Origin of the sequence: Herbidospora solisilvae, from assembly GCF_009901565.1 — a bacterium.
Classification (GTDB): Bacteria; Actinomycetota; Actinomycetes; order Streptosporangiales; family Streptosporangiaceae; genus Herbidospora; species Herbidospora solisilvae.
In genome coordinates, this window is record NZ_WXEW01000003.1 from 549472 (window position 1) to 569628 (window position 20157).

Below are 20157 nucleotides of genomic sequence, written 5' to 3' on the forward strand. Positions count from 1 at the left end.
TCCCGGGAGGGAACCGCAAATGACCATCACCGACGTCAACGCCGAACTCGCCGCCCGCCGCACCGCCTCGTGGGACCGCGCCGAATACCGGGGCAAGGACGGCCTCGACACCACCCTCGGGCAGGCCGCGCTCTACACCTCCACCCCGGCGTGGCACGGCCTCGGAACCGTGATCCCGGGCGGCACCGACAGCATCGACGACGTGCTCACTCTCGGCGGCGTCGCGTTCGGGGTCGAGAAGCGCGCCGTCCGCTACAGCTTCATGACCGAGCAGGAGACCACGCCCGAGCTGCGCACCGCCGCCGACTACTTCGTGACCGTCCGCACCGACACGGGCGACCCGCTCGGCGTCGTCGGCGGCAAGTACGTCCCCATTCAGAACCGCGACCTGTTCGTGTTCCTCCAGGACCTCGTCGACAACCACGGCGTGATCTGGGAGAGCGCGGGCGCGCTGCGCGGCGGCAAGCGGGTGTTTGTCACCATGCGCCTGCCGGAGGACGTCCGCATCGACGCCGACGGCATCAACGACGAGATCGTGCCGTTCGTGGTCATGCTGAACAGCCACGACGGGCGTAGCCCCGCTCAGGCCCTCGTCACTCCGTGGCGGGTCGTCTGCGCCAACACCGAGCGGTTCGCCGTCCGGGACGCTCACACCTCGTGGAGGGTCCGCCACACCGCTTCCGCGCTCACCCGCATCGACGAGGCCCGCCGCACCTTGGGCCTGTCGATGGAGTACTACCAGGAGTGGGCGGCCGAGGAGACCCTGCTGGCCCGCACGGAGATCGCGCTCAACGACTTCGACAAGCTGATCACGGAGCTGTGGCCGGTCGACCAGGACGCCCCGGTCCGCACCCTGAACGCCGCCGAGCGCCGCCGCGACGGGCTGAACGGCATGTTCCGCGCGGAGATCGAGACCCTCGGCCAGACCGCTTACGCCGCCGAGCGGGCCGTCACCGACTACCTCGACCACGTCGCGCCCCGCCGCCCCGGCAGGTCCATGACCGAGGAGATCGCCCGCGCGACCGCCCTCCTGGAGGGGACGGACGACGAGATCAAGACCAGGGCGCACAAGCGGCTCATGCTGCTGGCCCGCCACTAGCAGAGCCGGGGGACGGTCCCGAGGGGAAGCGGGGCCGTCCCCCATGGACGAACGGAGCAACCATGAGCATCCCCGACCACGCCGACGGCGTCGAAGCACCGGCAAGTGAATCCGACATGTGGGACATCGCCGGACTCGTGGACGGCCAGGGACCGATCGGCACCTGCGGGTGCGGCCTGCCCGTTACCGAGTACGAAGGGCAGGTTGTCCACGTGTTCAACGACTTCCTGATGGGCACCGACGACCACGACCCCGACCAGGACTAGCTGTGCCGTACGTGCCCGCCGCCATCGCCCGCGACTTCGGGAACACGTTCGACGGCTACGTGGCCCACGATGTCGGGACCACTCTCAACTGCGGGGAGGTCGAAGCCCTCGCCGCCGTCCTGATCGTCCTCGGTTTCCCCGAGCTCGCCGACGTCTGGATCGAAGCTCACGCCCTCGGCGACGACGAGGGCGACTCTCACTACCAGCCCGAACCCTGATCTACCCGTGCGGCGGGATACGCGACCGAGCTCCGGCTCACCGACTCGCTTCTCGCCGCACGGGCCCCCGCGAAAGGTGCGTCATGGCCCCGCGAATCCCCAAGCGCATGTCCGGCTGCCCCGTCCACGGCGGCCTGGCCGTCCCCGTCGTCGCCGCCCGGCACCGGCACGGCGGCCGGCCGCCCATGTTCGGGCTCAACCACCCGGGCCGCGTCACCGGCGCGCTCCTCGGCAAGCGGTGCGGCGGATGCGGAGGCGCCCTCTCTACGCGGCCAGGCGGGAAGTACGCCCTGCTCATGCGCCCCGTGGACTTCACGCGCGGCTATTCCGCCGAACCCGCCCTGCACCCCTCCGACTGCGCCCCCTACGCGCTGGCCGCCTGCCCGATGCTGAACGGCCACCTTGCCCGCCACCGGGCCACACCGCGCGACCTCGAAGCCGAACGTTGCGGCGACCCGGAATGCGACTGCCACCTGTGGACAACCTCGGCCGACCACCATGCCCGCGCCGCTGCCCCGGCCTCGCCTTTCTGCTTGGCGACCTACCGACAGGAGGACTACCGACTCCACTACGGCGATGCCGACGTACTGTTCGGCGTCGCTACCGCGGGAATCGCACCACTGACCGTGAAACTCGTCACCCGGGGCGACCCGTCCGTGGTGGATCTGACCCGCGCGCTGCTCGCCGGCCTGCCGCTGTGGGAGAGCTGACTGCCCGGGTCGGCGACGCCTTACCATCAACTCACCCGCCCGGCCCGAGGAAGATGCCATGAGCAGCATGCCTGCACCTCCACGGATCGCGTTCCTGCGCGCCCGGCTGGACGAGGACGAACGCGAAGCTCAGGCGGGCGCACAACTCCACGACGGCGAGCCGGCCGACCCGTCCTACGCCGACGGCATCGCGGACCTGGAAGCGGCCGGCTGGGAGCCGCAAGCGGCACAGCGGTTCAACCGGTACGTCGCCCACTTCGACCCGGCCCGCGCACTCCGCGACATCGCATCCAAGCGAAAGATCCTCGAAGAGCACGGACCTGAGCGTGTTCGGGAGGGCTGGAACGCCGAGCGGGATATCTGCCAGACCTGCCGATACGACGAAGGGCTCGACACCTTCCCCTACGGCCACTGCCCGACCGTGGTCGCGCTCGCCGAACCGTACGCCGAACACCCGGACTACCCGAAGGACAGCGAGTGGGCGCCGACCTGAGCCGCCAGGCACGAACCCTCCGGCTCTTCGCCGCCGCCCTACGAGGCAAGGCCGTCCAGTGCGAGCTCGCGGCCAACATGGTGGAAACCGCGGCCGGCTTCCAGGCCATCAGGCGCGTGTGCGCGGCGGCCGACCTCGCCGAGATCGTCGCCCACCCGGATCTCGCCTATCTCGACCTCCAGACGCGAGGGTTCTACGACCACGGGTAGCTCGAACCCGAGCATTCGGGCGATGCGTCGAATTCCCGGGAAGCTGGGCAGAACTCCTGTCACGATTGTCTCGTGAGCAACCAGGACGAAGCCGAATCGAACGGCACGGCGTCGGCATCGCCAGCGGCGTCTGAAGCGACCGTTACCGGCAAGGCCAGAGCCGTCATTACTGCTACAGCCTCGGTAAGGGCGTTGAGCAGGAGTTACCTATCGACTCACCACCTGTATGCCGCGCGCTACGCAGCCGAGGATGCTCAGGCGCGGGAGACCTTGCTGACGTCGAAGGCTCCGTATTTCGACGTCCGCCATCGAGGCCTCGTCATCGCAGCGATCACTGAATCTGCTTTCTTCCTCGAAGCCGCGATCAACGAAGTGTTGAAGGACGCCGCCGACGGCCACACCACCTACGTAGCAACTCTCGGCAAGGACACGCTGAGAGCATTTGCTGCGGCTTGGCGCCACACGAGCGATGGTTAGGTGCTTAAGCCGCTCGCCAAGTATCAGCTGGCCCTTGAGTTGGCTGGCCACGATCCCTTCGAATCGGGAAGGGAGCCCTACCGTCGAGCCGACATCCTGATCAAGCTCCGCAATTGGCTTGTCCACTACAAGCCCAATAGTCAGCCCCTCGATAAGGGGCATGAGGTCGGGAAGCACCTCAAGCCTTCAGATTTCACGGCGAACCAATTGTCGACAGCGAGGCACCAGTGGTTCCCGGATCGGGTCCTCGGCGCCGGTTGCGCGGACTGGGCATGGCGGTCCGCCCGGACGTTCACCGACGAGTTCGCCAAGCGAACCGGGCTGGTGCTGAACTACCAGCGCGCGGACTTCGGAGACCCGCTGCCCCGCTGATACTCGACGATTGATAGAGGGTGCGATCTAAGTTATGTCTCCCGGCAAGCACCGCCAGTCTGCAAGAGGCGGCTGGAAGCTCACCCCTGAACAGCTAGCCGTACTCACTCTCGTCGGCGTCCTTGTTGCGACGGGGTCCTTAGTCACTGATGTCATCGGAGCAGTGAGTCCGTCCGGATCTGTCGTTGTCGAGATGCCAGAGGTGATCCCCTTCATTGATCCCAGGCTTGACCGGCGAGGTAGCTTGATCAGCCCTCGTGGGATGGCAAGCCCGGCATGGATCAGGCTCTGGGATGTCACAGATCGAGCTAATCCGAAGACCCTGGCTCGATTCCCTATCCCTCAGCTTGAGCGAACGTAGGACGGCGAACCCGGCGCCGTTTCCGCGCGTGGATGTGCCGCGTTGTCGCAGGTCGCATCGATACGCGCGAGTAACTTATCTGCGCCCTTGGTCACCGTTCGCCGAGGTGGCGCGGGTCATCTGACCAGTCCGGAACAGATCGGATGGCGGCCGCGCAGTAGACGAACCAGGCCTCGAAGTGGTGTTCCCCGGCGTAGTAGTCGACGAGGCAGGCCCACCGTCGATCCCGGTCCCGCGCCCACGTCTTGATCACTCCTGAGTGCCAGGCGCCGTCATCGCACAGGATGAGAATCGATCGGGCTGGCCGAACCTCCCGCTGCCCGCCGTCCGACAGCGCCGCGGGCTCCAGCATCGGGCGTGGATGCCGGTGCCAGCTCGTGCACGTCGGAGCAGGTTTGGGCTGCACATTCGAACGCTATCGAACACGGTTCGACCTCCCATGGCCGGGGCCCGGCTGCTGCGGCTTCCGCTGCGGCGCGTGCGCATCCGCCACCTCTGTCGATCTCACCCGTTGAGGGAGTCCCGAACGGAGCCGCCGACAACTCCGCTGATGCCCTGTTCGTCTATCAGATATGAACAGCCCTGGACCTCCTGATGAGTTACCCGGCACCAGCGCTAGGCCGCCCTTGAGTCCGGATCCCCGGACGCCTTCGTCGCCGTCGATCCGCCGCGTGTTCCGCGACCTTCAGAGCCGCCCACGCACAGATCGGCGGGCGGAATTTCCCGCATTGAAGCATCGCAAGCGGACGCGGATCACGCCGCCCACCCAAGCGGAACTTGATGAGCTCCCGGCCGAGAAGCGGTACGAACTGCATCAGGCCGCCCGGCAACGTCCGTGGCAGCACGTCACCACGATTAGCGTCCTGCTGGGCCTGCTGTTCACCGCAGGCGGTCTCGTCTACACCGCCCGCACATGGGAAACCGGACAGCAGACTCTAGAAACGGGGCGAGAGGCACTTGAAGCTACCCAGCAGCAGCAGATCACCGACCGCTACGCCAAGGCCGTCGAACAGCTCGGAAACGACAAAATCGAGGTCCGGATAGGCAGCCTGTACGCCCTGGCCCGAATAGCCACAGACTCACCCGCCGACTCGGACACCCTCTCTGAGGTCGTCGTGGCATTCATCCTCGAACGAGACCGGCCAGCGGACCTTGATGAGGGAAAGGTCTGGACGCCCAGCACTGACGTGATAGCGGCCGTCCGTGCTCTGCGCCAGGTTGACGAGGGAGGCAGAGTTCTCGGGGAGTCGCTCCTTGCGGCAGCTAACTTCCGTGATGCGAATTTATCCCGCGCGAACCTGGCTGGCGCGTACCTAGCTGGCGCGAGCTTGCTCGACGCATACCTGCTCGAAACCTCCTTGACTGGCGCGAACCTGGCCGGCGCGAACCTGAACGGCGCGGATCTGACCTACGCGAACCTGAACGGCGCGGACCTGACCGACGCGGACCTGATCGGCGCGAACCTGACCGGCGCGGACCTGGCCACCGCGTTCCTGACCGACGCGGACCTGAACGGCGCGGACCTGACCAGCGCGTTCCTTAACGGCGCGGACCTGAACGGCGCGGACCTGACCTACGCGGAGCTGACTGGCGCGAACCTGACCGGCGCGGATCTGACCGGCGCGAACTTGAGCGGTGCGGACCTGAGTCGCATCACCGGGATGACCGAGCAGGAGATTCGGAGGGTGGCAACCGTGGATCAGCACACCAAGTTCTGAGGCTGGTCTTTGTAGCCCACTGGGTCAGGCCACCGAGCCTGGGTCGGCCGCTTGCGCAACGGCCGTCCCCTGTCGATCTCCTCCTGTGAGGGAGCCCCGGACAGGGCAACCCTCGCCCCGGTCGGACGACCAGAGGACGACGGATGTCGCAGACGTACCGCGCGCATCGGCGGATGAACGCCGAACAGCGTGCCGAACGAGCAGCACAGGCGTACGAGATGCGCCTCCAGGGCTGGACCATCAAAGCCATCGCCGACGAGCTCGGCATCGCCGCGAGCACCACCCACGACCTGCTCACCGAGTACACCGCTGAGCGGTTCGACCCGCTCGCCGAGGAGTATCGCCGCCTCGAACTCGACCGGCTCGACGACTACACGCGGCGGGCCTACCAGGTCCTCATCGCCGAACACATCGTCGTCCAGCACGGCAAGGTCGTCATGGATCCGGAGACCGGCTCCCCGATGGCCGACCTCGCGCCCCGCCTGGCAGCGCTCGACCGGCTGCTGCGGATCTCCGAACGCCGGTCTTGCCTGCTCAGCCTCGATGCCATCGTGAAGTACGACGTCACCGTCACGCAGGTCGACCCCACCGACCTGGAGATCGTGCAGATCCTCACAGAGGCCCGAGTCAAGGACGCCGTCGAAGAGGCCCGGCTGCGAGGCGAGATCCAGTGAACATCTACATCGAAGGCGGCTGGCTCGCCAGCGTCATCAACGAATGCTTCGCCCTCCGCGAGCAGGCGGCCGAACCGCTGGAGCCGCTGAGGGGCATGCAGGCGCTTCCGCTCCTGGACGGCTGGTCCGCGCTCATCGCCGCTCACCACCTCGCCGACCCGTGCATGGCTCCAGCCGAAGGTGGGGTTCTGGTCATGCGATAACGGACGACGATCTCTCATGTTATGTGACTCTGATCACACCGAGATCGCTCCGAAAGGCCCCTGACTTCCCCGTATTACACGCTGTGTGCATTTTGTCGCATGTGTCGGATTTTGTCCCTCTTTATCTTTCCCTTATCTCCATGCATGATCACGCTGGCATCTGACGGTGCCTGTGGTGCATAGGGGTGTTGCGTGGTCAGAACGCAGGGCAGGGTCGTCGCGACGGCGATCGCGGTCGTGGTATCAGTATTCGTCTCCACGATCGGAGTACCCGACGGGCTGGTCACAGCCGCTTCGGCGGCCGAGCTTCCAGAACCCATGAAAGAGACGTCCGTGGGCGGCACGCCCGTCCCGGTAGTCCCTGAGGTCAAGGGGGCCGAGGACGTGCCGCCACCTCCCAAGCCGCCGGTCGTCGCGATGCCCAAGGCGGGCATCGCGGACGTCGCGGTGCCGTCTGGCAGTCAGGAGGTGGACACTCCGGGGCTGCCGATCAAGATCGGTGCGCCTCGGCCCCTGCGGGGAGCCATCGGCGGTGTTCGGGTGAGCCCTGAACAAGCCAGGAAGAAGGCCGCCGTCGTCCCCGCGCCTGCGAAGGTCCGAGTTGAGAACCTCGGTGAGACCGCGGCGAAGAAGATGGGCGGCCGGGGGATCGCGATGCGGGTGACTCGCGCCGACGGCGGCACCGGCACGGCTCCTGTCACCGTCACCGTCGACTACTCGGCTTTCCGCGGCACGGCTCCGGCGCGGCTGGCCCTGGTCGAGCAGCCGGCCTGCGTTCTGGAGGCCGCCCTCACCGATGACTGCCGCTCGAAGGTCGCCAGAGAACGCCGCCAGTTGCCCGTCGTCAACAACACCAAGGCTGGGACGCTGACTGCCGCCGTTCAGGCCGGGTCGGGGCAGACCGTGCTGATGGTCGCCCAGACGTCCGCCGCCACTGACGGCTCCGCGGCCGGTTCCTTCCAGGTGACGGACCTTAAGCCGTCGGGAAACTGGCAGGTGGGCCTGTCCGGTGGCGCGTTCTCGTACTCGTACCCGATCACAGTGCCGCCGCCGCTCTCCGGAGAGGCACCGAAGCTGGCGCTCGAATACTCCTCGACCGCCGTCGACAGCTTGAGCGGTGGAACCAACAACCAGTCGTCAGTGGTCGGTACCGGCTGGGACTTGAGCGTGGGTTTCATCGAGCAGGCGTTCACGTCCTGTGGAGACCGCTGCTGGCAGTCGGGGTCGGCGGCGGAGCCGTACAACACCTCGCTGGTGGACCTGACACTGTCGCTCGGCGGGCGATCGTCCAAGATCGTTAAGGACAATACGACGGGAGGATGGAAGACCACCGAGGACTTCGGCTGGAAGATCGAGAAAATCCAGACCGGCGCTCCTTCGGGTCAGCCTTACTGGCGCATCACGGCTCAAGACGGCACCACCTACCGCCTGGGATATCGGCGAGACGCCAGCCTGCAGAACCCGTTCTTCGCGATCAGCGAGGGCGAGCCCTGTCATGACCTCTACGTCCCGCCCGGCGAACTCGCCGACGAGGTCTGCTACGCCCCCTATCGCTGGATGCTCGATCAGGAGACCGACGCCCGGGGCAACGTGATCGAGTACAACTACCAGCGCGACAGCGAGACCTACTGCTCGACCCGCATGTACTTCGACGACTGCTGGCTGAGCTATGACCGCAGCGCGTTCCTGTCGTCGGTGACCTACGGCTCGAACAAGAACGTCGCAGGATCGGCGCCGACCTCCCGGGTGCTGTTCGGCTCTGGACCGCGGCATTTCAACGGCGAAAACGACGCGCCCGTCGAGGAATGCGGCCCCACCCAGCCGATGTGCGGGGATGGCCCGAAGTTCTACCTCGACAAACGGCTTACCTCGATCACCACCGAAGTCGCTGACGGCACGGGCTGGGATCAGGTGATGCGGTACGACTTGACGCATCGCTGGATGCACACCTCCGGCGGCTGGTTCACCGAGCACCCGATCCTGTGGCTCGACAAGATCCAGCAGACCGGCAAGGCCGGTGGTGCGGCAGAGGTGGCGCTTCCCGCCCTCAAGTTCTCCTCCGTGCTGCTGGACAACCGCGACAACTATGACGTCCTGGAAAATACTCGGTCGGAGTTTCCGCGCATCAGCTCCATCACCAACGAGATGGGCGGCCGGATCGACGTCTCCTATGGCCAGCCGACCGGGTGCACGCTGAACACCGAATCCTCTCCACAGACCATCGACAACGCCAACGAGGACTGTTACTGGAGCTACGAGAGCCACTACACCGACGCGGCCGGCAATTATCACGAGGAGGGCGGCGTCTGGAACAAGTGGGTTGTCACCAAGATCGTCGAAAAGGACCTGGTGGGTGGGTCTCCTGATCTTGTGACGTCCTACCAGTACGTCGGCCGGCCCGCCTGGACCATGGAATCACTCGACTCCGATGTGGGCTTCTTCTACGGAGGCTGGGGCCGTTATCGCGGGTACGGCACCGTGCGCACCGTCAAGGGCGCCGGAACCGATCCGGCGGGGTACAGCGTCACCAGTTCGACGTTCTACCGGGGCACGTACGAGGACCCCACCTACAACGGCACACCGCGGAACACCCAGATCACCGACTTCGAGGGCAACTCCTTCCCCGACCGCAACAAGCTCGCCGGCAAGCCTCTCTACGAGCAGACCCTCAGCGTGCTGACCATGAACGGCTCCACGCCGGCCACCTTCGCCGAAGAGGAAGGCGCCAGGTATGAGTACCAGATCGTCACGACCGGGAACAGCACCGGACTCGACGACCCTGCGTACGTCAACACGACCAAGGAGGTCGGCCGGGAGAAGGTCACCGCGGGCTGGCGGTACACCGAGAAGGCCACCACCTACAACAGTGACGCGCTGCCGATCCGCGTCAACGACTACGGCGAGCGCGGGGTTGCCTCCGACAACACCTGCACCGCGGCCACTTATGCCAAGAACATCGCCAACAGTGCGTGGATGATCTCCTACAAGGCTTCGGAAGAGAATCGCAAAGGCGACGACTGCACTGAGGGTGATTTCTTGGGCCGTACTGTCACCCTCTACGACGGTGCCACCAGTGAGGCGGCAAATATCCCTACAGAGGGCCTCTCAACGGAAACCCGCGTCTACACCAGTCCGACTGCCTTCACTTCGACGAAAACGACTTATGACGAGTACGGCCGGTCGACCTCATCGACCGACCCGCTGAACAAGACCATGACCACCACCTACAGTCCGGCCATCGGCTGGCCCACCGGCGGCGTGACGGTCACCAACCCGCTCGGTCACACCACCTCAACCTGGGCGAACCCCGAGTTCGGCCAGCCGATCGGCCTGCGCAACGAGGCCGGGTATGACACCAACATCGACTACGACCCCCTCGGCCGCACGATCGCACTGTGGACCCCCGCCCAGCCCAAGGTCGCCGGTGGGCTGCCGGCGGCCACGGTGACGTATACGATCCCCGTCGACAGTTCCGGCGTGGTGAACGGCCCCGCGCATACCGCGTTGTCGAAGATCCAGACCGCGACGTCGTACGTGACCACCTACACCTATGACGACGGCCTGGGCCGCACCCGCGAGACCCAGGTCGCCTCGCCTGCGGGCGGCCGGATCGTCAACGCGACCGTCTACGACGCCCGCGGCCTGACCTCGGCGACCAGCGGCGCCGCACACAACAGCGCCGCACCCGGGAGCGGCCTGCTGAACGCGGCGATGACGACACTGCCCCAGTGGACCAAGCAGACCTACGACGGCGTCGGCCGCGTGGTCGTCTCGGCCGATATGACCGGCTCCAGCGAACTGCGGCGCACCACCACGAACTACTTCGGCGACAAAGCTGAGGTCATCCCGCCGGTCGGCGGTAAGACTGTCAGTTACACCGACGCCGAGGACAAGGTCACCAAGATCGAGGAGTGGCTGACCGGAGCGGGCAGCGCCCCAGCCGCCATGCAGGGACCGGTGGCAGCCAAGGCGGACACGGGTCGCACTCTGCTCGCGGACCGTACGACCGACGACTCCCAGACCTTCCGCAACTCCGACGGCACGTTCACCACGGAGTTCTCCTCCGGCCCGGCCCGAGTGCGGCAGCCCGACGGTGGCTGGGCGGCCATCGACACGACGCTGGTCGAGGTCGGTGGCGTGTTCAAGCCCAAGGTCGCCGCAGCGACCGTTGAGATCTCGGCTGGCGGGAAGGGAACCCTGGCTCGCCTGGAAGGCCTGTCCGGCGAGCGGTTCGCCGTTGAGTGGCCAGGCACGCTACCCCAGCCGCAGGTCAAGGGCAACGTCGCGACCTACGCCAACGCCGCCGGACCCGCCGCCGACCTCGTGGTCACCGCGTTGAGCAACGGCTTCCGGCACGACGTGGTGCTTCGCGAACGGCCGACCGGACCGGTCGAATACCGCTTACCGGTATCCGCGCAGGGCATGACCCTCGCCAAGTCGCGCGGGGGCGGACTGGTGCTGCGGGACGGCGCGGGCAAGGCCGCAGTGTCGGCCCCCGAGCCGGTGATGTGGGACGCGTCGGGAACACGGGCGCGTACCGGCAAGATCGCGACTGAGGTCGTGAACGAGAACGGACGCCAAATTCTGGTGCTCCGCCCCGACCTTGCCTTCCTCGCGGACAAGGCGACGAAGTATCCGGTCACCGTTGACCCGACGACCACGCTGCCCGTCCTCACAGACACCTACATCGACAACTTCGACAGCACGGGCGCGGACTTCCAGTCCGACACCACCCTGCGGGCCGGCACTTTCGAACTCTTTCCCGGATTCAAGCTGTTCCGGCGTTCCTTCCTCCGTTTCAACACCACGGCCCTGTCGGGTGCCACGGTGACCGCCGCCACCCTGAGCCTGCACCGATCGAGCGCCACCGGATGTGGTGACGCCAGCGCTGGGATCCAGGTTCGGCGTATCACCGGCAGTTGGACACCGAGCAACCTGACCGCGGAAAACATGCCCGCCTTCACAACGAGTGGCCAGGTCACCACCAACGACTCGGCGACCTGTGGCGCGGCCGGCGCCATGACATGGAATGTGCTGCCGTTCGCGCAGGCATGGGCCTCCGGCACCGTCAACAACGGCATCATGGTGCGGAGCGTGGACGACGAGTCGACGACCCGACCCGTCTACGAGCGGGTGTTCCACTCCAACGAGACGACGGCCGGCGCGCAGTACAAGCCCGCTCTCTCCGTGACCTATAGCGTCACCTCCTCGCCCTCGGTGGCCGACCTTGCGGTCGCCCCCTACCGGACCATCTCGGGTATGACCACCGCGACCTCGCTCACCCCCCAGCTCGCCGCCATCGTCAGCGACCCCTACGGTGGCCCGTTGACGGGTGAGTTCGAGGTCGAGCACGACCCGTCCGTGCCCGCGCAGGGCACCGGCCAGATCTGGACGGGCAGTGCCTCGGGCATTGCATCGGGGGAGTCGGCCGCCGTCGTCGTACCGGGCCTGCAGCAAGGCTGGCTCGTCAGATGGCGGGTCCGGGCCACCAATCCCAGCCAGTCGACGAACTCCGCCTGGTCCTCCTGGCAGACCTTGCGCGTCGACCCGACAGTCGCACAGGCCCCGACGTCCACACCGATCGCTCACTGGAAGTTCGACGGCGACGGCGGCGACGCGACTGGCACATCCGGCCGGACCGCGACGCTCGGAGGCACCGCATCGTGGACGACCGGTGTCTTCGGTGGCGCGCTGGCCGCGACCGGCGGCGCCAACAGCGCCTCGACCCAGAGCTGGGTGATGCGCACCGACCAGTCGTTCACGATCTCGGCCTGGATGCGGATCGAGAACATTGGCGGCTGGTTCGACCCGATCCGCCAGAACGGCACCAACGTGCCGCCGTTCTTCCTGGGCGTGAACCCCAACAACCAGCTCCAGATGGTGCTCAACAACACCGACGCCGTGGGCGCCATCGCGTATGGCGCCTGGGCGGGCAGCTACCCAACCAAACGCTGGTTCCACATCACCGGCGTGTACGACCGCGCCAACGGTCTTGTCCGCGTCTACCGCGACGGCGTCGAGCAGGGCAACAACACCGTGCCGATGCTTGGCTTCCAAGGCAACGGCCAGGTCAGGTTCGGCGCCAACTACAACGGCCAGATCGACGACGTCCGCATCTACCAGAAGGTCCTGACCGCCACCGAGATCGCAGCCATCGCGGCCGGTTCGCCCGCCCCCAACAGAACTCCGGTCGCCGACCAGTTCGCTACCACCGGCACGAACACGCTCACCCCGACCCTGGCGGCGCGGGTCTCCGAGCCGGGCGGCCAGGCGCTGCGGGCCGAGTTCCAGGTCGAGCACGACGGCACCCAGGTCTGGACCGGAGCCAAGGACAACGTCACCTCCGGCAGCACCACCACGATCCAGATCCCGTCGGGAAACCTGCAGGACGGGTGGGAGGTCCGCTGGCGGGCCCGCGCCGTCCGCGGCGACACCTCCTCGGCGTGGGGTGCCTGGCAGACCTTCACCATCAACACGCCCAAGCCCACCGTCAGCGCACTCCAACTGACCCCCTCCACGGTGGTCGGCGGCCAGACCGTCACCTCGACGGTCACGCCGCAGCTCAAGGCCACCGTCACCGACCCCGGCGGCGCTGCCGTACGGGCCGAGTTCGAGCTCGAGCAGCCCCACGGCACCTCGGCCTGGACCGGGAACGTGGCCACGGTCGCCTCCGGCGCCCAGGCGTCGATCACCGTCCCGAGCGGCGAACTGGTTGACGCGGTCGCGGCGCGCTGGCGCGTGCGGGCGGTGAACCCCAACGGAAACATCACCGGGACGTGGTCGTCGTGGCAGGACTTCGCCGTCGACACTCCCGACCCGGTGATCAGCAACCTCCAGACCGACCCCTCGATGGTTTCCGGTACGGAAACCATCACCCAGACCCTCACCCCCACCCTGCGCGCGACCGTCACAGATCCCGCGAACGGCCAGGTCAAGGCCGAATTCGAGCTGGAACACGACGGCCAGCAGATCTGGACCGGCGTCTCCGGCGACGTGGCGTCGGGCGCGGTCGCGTCCGCGGCGGTGCCCTCGGGCGCACTGACGAACGGCTGGACCGTCCGCTGGCGCGCCCGCGCCGTGACGGTCTCCACCGCGGCGGCCTCGGCCTGGTCAGACTGGCAGACCGTCAAGGTCCAGACCGAGCCGATCGACCCCGACCCGGCCGTCGGGACCCTGGAGATCACCCCCTCTGAGCTGGTCACTGGCGAACGCGTTGCCACCAGCGTCACCCCGACCCTGAAGGCACAGGTCAGCGACCCCGCCGGGGGCACCCTGCGGACCGAGTTCGAGATCGAGCACAACGGGGCCCAGATCTGGGCTGGCGCCGATGATGCGACCCCCGCCGGCCAGCAGGCCTCCATCGCCGTCCCAGCGGGAGAGCTGACCGACGGCTGGACCATCCGCTGGCGCGCCCGCGCCCTCAACGGGACCATCGCCTCGGACTGGTCGGCATGGCAGGATGTGCGCATCGATCGCCCCGACCCGGCGGTGAGCGACTTCTCCTTCACTGAGTCACTGACGCCGGAACTCAAAGCGAAAGTGTCCCACCCCGACGGCGGCACCGTGACCGCCGAGTTCGAGCTCGAACACGACCCCTCGGCACCCGCCCAGGGCACCGGCCAGATCTGGGCCGGGACGGACAACGACGTGCCCTCAGGCGAGACGGCGTCGGTGACAACCTCACCGCTGACGGAGGGCTGGAAGGTCCGCTGGCGGGTCCGGGCCGTGACGACCGACGCCGGGACGTCGGCATGGTCGGCGTGGCAGATTTTCACGGTGACCGACGAGACGTCCATCCCGGTTGTCACCGGCGCCCGGACTCAGCCTGCCGACTTCCGCTCACTTACGCCTGCGTTGATCGCGAAGTTCTCGGTGCCGCAGGGGCAGGTGGGCGGCGAGTTTCAGGTCGAACACGACCCGGCCGCCACCGGGCAGGGGACCGGGCTGATCTGGTCGGGGAGCGTCAGCGCGGCCGTCTCCGGTAAGGATGCAGCGGTGACGGTGCCAGCGGGCCTGCTGCAGGACGAGTGGAAGATCCGCTGGCGTACCCGTGCAGTTCGGGGTGCGACGGCTTCGGAGTGGACCTCTTGGCAGACCGGGACGATCGACGCGCCGGCTTTCTACACCACGACCTTTGAGTACGACCTGCACGGCAACCTGATCAAGCACACTGACGCTCACGGCAATGTGCGGACCTTTACGTTCGACCTGGCGGGGCACCGGATCGCAGGCACCGATCCGGACGCGGGTGACTCCACGTCGGGCTATGACGCGGCAGGCCAGATGATCTGGGCCGTGGACGCCAAGGGTCAGAAGGTCTCCTACGTCTACGACGACCTTGGGCGAAAAACGTCGATGTGGTCCGGTGAGCCGACGACTGGAACGAAGATCGCCGAGTGGCTGTACGACACGGTCCAGGTCGGCAAGCTCACGTCCGCGACGCGCTTCGTGAATGGCAAGCCCTACGTCGACGCCTTCACGGCCTACGACACCATGGGCCGCGCCATCGAATCGGCTCTCACGATCCCGAATGACGAAGGGCTGCTCGGAGGTACCTACGACTTCAGCACGACGTTCCTCCCGTCAGGCCAGATCGGGAGCATCACGATGCCGGAAGTCGGCGGCCTGCCGGAGGAGAAGATCACCTCGACTTATTCCAACCTTGGCATGTCCCAGGGGCTGACCTCCGACTTCGGGAGCGGCTTCACCTATGTGAAGTCCACCACTTACTCAGCAACGGGTTTCCTCTCAGAGCGGGAGTATGGCCCTACCGGTAAGATCAAGCGGTCGATGTCCTGGGACGCGGGCACCGGCTGGCTGACCAGGTTGACAACCGACAACGACACCGCAGCATCGGGCCTCGCTCAGGACGATCAGTTCTTCTACGACCCATCAGGGCAGATCACCCGGGTCCTCGACGGAGCCTCCGCTATTCAGGGTTCCACGATCGGGCAGTCGGAGTGTTTCTCCTACGACGGTCTGCACCGCCTGGCCTCCGCGTACACAACCACCGGGAATTTGTGCGCGACGGCACCTGATGGCCTTGGCATCAACCCCTACAGCGAGAGCTACGCCTACGACGGAGTGGGCAACATTACGGCTTTGACAAAAGACGGCGAGACATCGACCTACGCGTATCCGGCGGCGGGCGATGGTCGCCCGAATGCCGTTCGCACCATCACGTCGCCCGATGGTATGGACATCTACGGGTATGACGAGGTAGGCCAGCTCATCAGCCGTACTGATGGCACCTTCGAGTGGGGCGAACAAGGCCAGCTTCTCAAGGCGACGGTCGACGGCGCCGACACGTCTATGGTGTACGACGCCGATGGTGAACGCCTGCTCAGGCGTTCACCGGGGGGCAAGGTGACCCTTTTCCTCGGCTCGATGGATGTAGAGGTCTCGGGTGATGAGATCAGCGCGACCCGATACTACTCCTCTCCGGATGGCGCGACGGTCGCTCTTCGCTCGTCGGAAAACGGCCTAAAGTGGCTTGTTTCCGGCCTTCACGGAAGTGCTCAGCTTGCGATTGACGACGTCAGCGGCACGGTCAACCGGGAGCGTTACCTCCCCTTCGGTAAGCGCCGTGGGGTCGATGACCTGCCCTTCACTGACAGAGGTTTTCTCGGCAAGGTCGAGGACGACTCGACGAGCCTGACGTATCTTTCGGCGCGATATTACGATCCAAGTCTCGGCAAGTTTATCTCCACCGACCCGTTGCTCGACCGTCGGCGTCCCCAGTGGGCCAACGCGTATGCCTACTCAGGTAATAATCCCATCGGATTGTCTGACCCGAGCGGTCTGGCACCTGACCGTGGAGCGGGTGGGGGAGGCCTTGCAGCTCCTGCTTCCGTCATGAATGCGCTTCCCAGTGAGGCAGCCAAAGCAGAATTCAACAGATTATGGCAGAAGCGTCAGCAGGAATATTTGAAGAGTACTGACTATCGCGATGCCATACGCGCGGAAACCACTCGGGAAGCGCAAGCGCTACGAGCACTGCAAGCGGCTCAGATGGCTTACGACGTATGCAGTCAAATGGATTGCGGCGATAAGGCTTGGACGGCGTCCGTCAATGAGATCTTAAATGCGAGAAACCTTGACGATGTTCCCCTTTATGGAGAGGGGGTTCGCCCGTCCGGAAAGAAGCCCACTGTGCGTTGTCGCAGTAGCTTTCAGCCTGGGACCGGGGTTCTGATGGCGGATGGTACCGTCAAGGCAATCGAGGATATCGAAGCTGGCGACCGTGTTCTATCTACGGATCCCGTAGAGGGAACGACTCGCTCGGAGACCGTGGTCGCGCCGCTCAGCAGTAGGGGAGAAAAGAAGCTGGTCAGGCTGTACATTCGGGATGATGGTGCCGAGAAAACTCGGGCTTTGGTGGCCACAGATTCACATCCGTTTTGGGTGGAGAGTCTCGGCAGGTGGCTCCTTGCTAGTCAGTTGAAACCTGGCATGGAACTGCGCACCTCATCCGGATCGGGTGTTCGGATTGGATCACTCCAAGAGTGGTCTGAGATCAATCAACCAGTACACAACTTGTCCCTAACGGGTAACAGCACATATTATGTGCTGGCAGGCGATGATTCAGTCCTGGTACACAACTGCGATGGGGAGGTTCACTGGGTAAACGAAAACGCGAACATGCCCGCTGACGCCCGAAAATACGACAGTGGTGCGATCGGATCGCGGGCCGGTCTGGCGCCGGCCCTCCAGTACTATAAAGTCGGCGGCACTAAGCTCAGTCAGGTCAAATTCGACGGTTATGATGCTGCCAATAAGGTCATGATCGATCGAAAGACGGCCATCCCAATGAGAAATAAGACCTATGGCCAGGCGCTTAATCAATCGCAGGCGTTGGAGCAGAACGGAATGACAGGGGTTTGGGAAGTTCCGAACGCTCGTGAGGCGAAGAGGGCGAGAAAGATAATGTCCGACCTGGGCATCACCAATATCACGGTTAGGATTGTTCCGTTTTGAGCGATGTCAAGAGAGTGCTTGCGAGAGCACTCATGAGTCTCATGATATCAATCGAGCTAACTGAGGACGATGACATAGATCCGGATGTGGCCACGGATATCACTGAGCCAGTTGCTTATTTGCTCACTAATGTGACTGACGAAGTCAAAAGGGAATTGATCCTCCTGTTTTCGGAAGTTGCCGAGGAGGAGAGCTTGCCGGCTAGGCACAGTATGGCTCTAGAGTTTTCTGAATACCTAGGGCTGTTGTCGTTGGAATAGAATTACGCGCCAAGCCGATGCGCATGGGGGTCCTTCCCGTCGCCCGGGGCCGCTGGGCGAGGGAGAGGAGATGTGACACCCACTGGCGGGAGACGCCGGTCATGGCTCCGATCTCAGCGGCGGTGTATCCGCTGGCGACCAGTGCGGCGATGCCGGGCAGCCGGGGATCCAGCCGGCCGAGGTCCTGCACCGTGTCCGACAGGTCGACGACGGCGCCGAGGTCAGGGGCGTCGGCCGGGACGGCGTCGAGGTGGTCGGCGAGGTCCACCACGGCCGGCTGTTGACCGCATCGGCGGGATCCGCTCCGACTCCGCATGCCGTCGATCTGCCGGTGGCGGATACGGAGGCGCAGGTAGCCGAGCAGGTCTCGGCGGGCCGGGTCGAACCCGGAGAGTGCCTGCCAGAGCGCCAAGGTGCCGTCGCTGATCAGGTCGTCCCAGTCGCTGTTGCGGGGCGACGAGAGGCGGATGGCCTGCTCGCGAACGAGGTGTTCGTGCCCCCGGATGGCGTCGTCCATCGACCGATGGCAGGGGCAGGGCCCCTCCGTGACGTCCCCCATCGTCGTGCTCCCGTTGCAATCCGAGCCCTCTGTGTCGATCTCCCACAAGAGGGACCATGTGTGTGCTGCGGGAATTGTAGGGTTTCAACAGGTTAGGCGGGGTTCGGGTCCCAACCGCCCGATCTTGACCACTTGGGGGTCATGTGGATGGGCCGTCCCTGGGTGAGCTGGCACGACGGATCGGGGACCTGACGACGCTCATCACGGGGCTGGTGACGCGTACGGAGTACGCGGGTGATCGCCGATACGACGACCGCCGATTCAACGAGGTGGAGGCCGACATCGCAGCCATCAAGGCCGAACAGGCCGACCTCCGGAAGACGCTGGCCGATGGGCTGAAGGCGCTGCGCGCCTCGCTCGACGCCGCCCAGGAGAAGCGCGGCGGGCACTTCCGCCAGGCGATCTACAGCGGCATCTTGCCGAGCATCTTCGTGCTGATCACGGTGGTCGTCACGATCTGGACGTCGAGGGGGTAGCGATGGTCCGGCACGCGCTCCGGCGGCGGAACTGGCCGCTCGTCGCCATCATCCTGACCTTCATCACCCTGGCGTGGTACGTCTCGTCCCAGATCCGCTCCCTGGCGGATCAGCTCCAGCAGGCGGAGGAAGACCGAGTCGTGCTCGCGCAGCAGGTCGAGCAGCTCGGCGGCGTGCCGCGGGTGACGCCCCCGCCGGGCCCACAGGGTGAGCCCGGTCTGCCCGGCGCTGCAGGTGAACCAGGCCAGCCGGGGCCGCGGGGTTCCGCCGGGCCGAGTGGTGCTCCTGGCCAGGCGGGGGAACCCGGTCCTTCGGGTCCGTCAGGACCTCCCGGCATCCAGGGTCCGTCGGGGCCGCCGGGGGAGCGCGGCGAACCGGGCCCGGCTGGCGAGCGCGGGCCACAGGGCGAGCGGGGCGAGCAGGGCCCACGCGGTGAGACTGGGCCGCCGCCGACGTCGTGGTCCTACACCTGGTTGGGAATCACGTACGGATGCACGCCGGATCAAGCGGGGTCAACGAACTACGTGTGTAACCCGTCGTGATAGCTGACCTGGGCGGGCTCAGCGCCTCAGGCCTTGGGGACTGTGGGGTCGTAATCGGGCCATTTGCCACATAAACCGCCTCGTAGCACATAACGCACGATAACCATGAGGCGATTGATGCTTGCGTGTAAGAATTGTTTAAAAGTGCCAGAAAAGGTTGCAGAGGAAGTAGTGTTCCGTGTTGAGTTATCTCGGCAATCCCGGGCAAACGCTCCATAACGGGACGTGATCTCGTTGTGGATCCTGGGGTCGAATTCGCAGACGGCAGATCAGCACACGTCAAGGAATGGAGAAATGTGAAGACGCTGTTCAAGCGCCTGGTCATCTCTGTGGCCACAGCCGGAGTACTGACGTCCGGAATGGTCGTTCTAGGCACTTCGGCGGCCATGGCGGCACCGTGCGGTCTCAGCTACACGACGGGGGACTCGCCGTACGGGCCTCTGAAGATCGTCTACTACACGATTCGTAATTGTCACTCCTTCACTGTCAAGCGCAAGCTGGATCTGGCTGGGACCACCGATGAAGGGTGCATAACCCTCCGTC

15 protein-coding genes are annotated in these 20157 nt (G+C 65.6%); 13 read left to right on the forward strand and 2 right to left on the reverse strand.

Annotated features, from left to right (window positions below; all coding sequences use genetic code 11):
• Positions 1–19 precede the first annotated feature (19 nt).
• The 8 genes from GT755_RS12325 (at position 20) to GT755_RS12360 (ending at position 3844) form a co-directional block, all read left to right on the forward strand.
• Complete coding sequence (locus tag GT755_RS12325) at positions 20–1099, forward strand: DUF932 domain-containing protein (RefSeq protein ID WP_161479839.1); 1080 nt, start codon at positions 20–22, stop codon at positions 1097–1099.
• 62 nt (positions 1100–1161) lie between these two features.
• A complete protein-coding gene (locus tag GT755_RS12330) occupies positions 1162–1365 on the forward strand; it encodes a hypothetical protein (RefSeq protein WP_161479840.1) in 204 nt (67 codons plus the stop codon).
• Between the two features lie 2 nt (positions 1366–1367).
• On the forward strand, positions 1368–1583 hold the full coding sequence (locus GT755_RS12335) for a hypothetical protein (RefSeq protein WP_202609912.1): 216 nt from the start codon (positions 1368–1370) through the stop codon (positions 1581–1583).
• 83 nt (positions 1584–1666) lie between these two features.
• Positions 1667–2293, forward strand: coding sequence for a hypothetical protein (locus GT755_RS12340; RefSeq protein WP_161479841.1), 627 nt, complete (start codon positions 1667–1669; stop codon positions 2291–2293).
• Between the two features lie 58 nt (positions 2294–2351).
• On the forward strand, positions 2352–2786 hold the full coding sequence (locus GT755_RS12345; RefSeq protein WP_161479842.1) for a DUF6221 family protein: 435 nt from the start codon (positions 2352–2354) through the stop codon (positions 2784–2786).
• On the forward strand, positions 2771–2995 hold the full coding sequence (locus tag GT755_RS12350) for a hypothetical protein (RefSeq protein WP_161479843.1): 225 nt from the start codon (positions 2771–2773) through the stop codon (positions 2993–2995). Before GT755_RS12345 ends, GT755_RS12350 begins: the two co-directional genes overlap by 16 nt.
• A 72-nt stretch (positions 2996–3067) precedes the next feature.
• Positions 3068–3472, forward strand: a complete 405-nt coding sequence (locus GT755_RS12355) for a hypothetical protein (RefSeq protein ID WP_161479844.1) — start codon at positions 3068–3070, stop codon at positions 3470–3472.
• On the forward strand, positions 3473–3844 hold the full coding sequence (locus GT755_RS12360) for a hypothetical protein (protein WP_161479845.1): 372 nt from the start codon (positions 3473–3475) through the stop codon (positions 3842–3844).
• Between the two features lie 452 nt (positions 3845–4296).
• Here the strand turns inward: GT755_RS12360 and GT755_RS12365 are convergent, their stop codons facing one another.
• Positions 4297–4557: a hypothetical protein gene (locus tag GT755_RS12365; protein WP_161479846.1), complete on the reverse strand. Its 261-nt coding sequence runs from the start codon at positions 4555–4557 to the stop codon at positions 4297–4299.
• A 376-nt stretch (positions 4558–4933) separates the two neighbouring features.
• Between GT755_RS12365 and GT755_RS12370 the strand changes: the two genes are divergently transcribed.
• From GT755_RS12370 to GT755_RS12385, 4 genes are all read left to right on the forward strand, one after another.
• Positions 4934–5923: a pentapeptide repeat-containing protein gene (locus GT755_RS12370; RefSeq protein WP_161479847.1), complete on the forward strand. Its 990-nt coding sequence runs from the start codon at positions 4934–4936 to the stop codon at positions 5921–5923.
• Between the two features lie 143 nt (positions 5924–6066).
• On the forward strand, positions 6067–6597 hold the full coding sequence (locus GT755_RS12375; protein ID WP_161479848.1) for a helix-turn-helix domain-containing protein: 531 nt from the start codon (positions 6067–6069) through the stop codon (positions 6595–6597).
• On the forward strand, positions 6594–6800 hold the full coding sequence (locus tag GT755_RS12380) for a hypothetical protein (protein ID WP_161479849.1): 207 nt from the start codon (positions 6594–6596) through the stop codon (positions 6798–6800). The genes GT755_RS12375 and GT755_RS12380 overlap by 4 nt, the downstream gene beginning before the upstream one ends.
• A gap of 192 nt (positions 6801–6992) precedes the next feature.
• Entirely contained in the window at positions 6993–17777 is a 10785-nt protein-coding gene (locus tag GT755_RS12385; RefSeq protein ID WP_161479850.1) for a DNRLRE domain-containing protein, read from the forward strand.
• Positions 17778–17978: 201 nt separating this feature from the next.
• Here GT755_RS12385 and GT755_RS12390 read toward each other — a convergent pair whose 3' ends face one another.
• Positions 17979–18554, reverse strand: a complete 576-nt coding sequence (locus tag GT755_RS12390) for a sigma-70 family RNA polymerase sigma factor (RefSeq protein WP_161479851.1) — start codon at positions 18552–18554, stop codon at positions 17979–17981.
• A gap of 185 nt (positions 18555–18739) precedes the next feature.
• Here GT755_RS12390 and GT755_RS12395 point away from each other — a divergent pair, with 185 nt between their 5' ends.
• On the forward strand, positions 18740–19072 hold the full coding sequence (locus tag GT755_RS12395; protein ID WP_161479852.1) for a hypothetical protein: 333 nt from the start codon (positions 18740–18742) through the stop codon (positions 19070–19072).
• Positions 19073–20157 lie beyond the last annotated feature (1085 nt).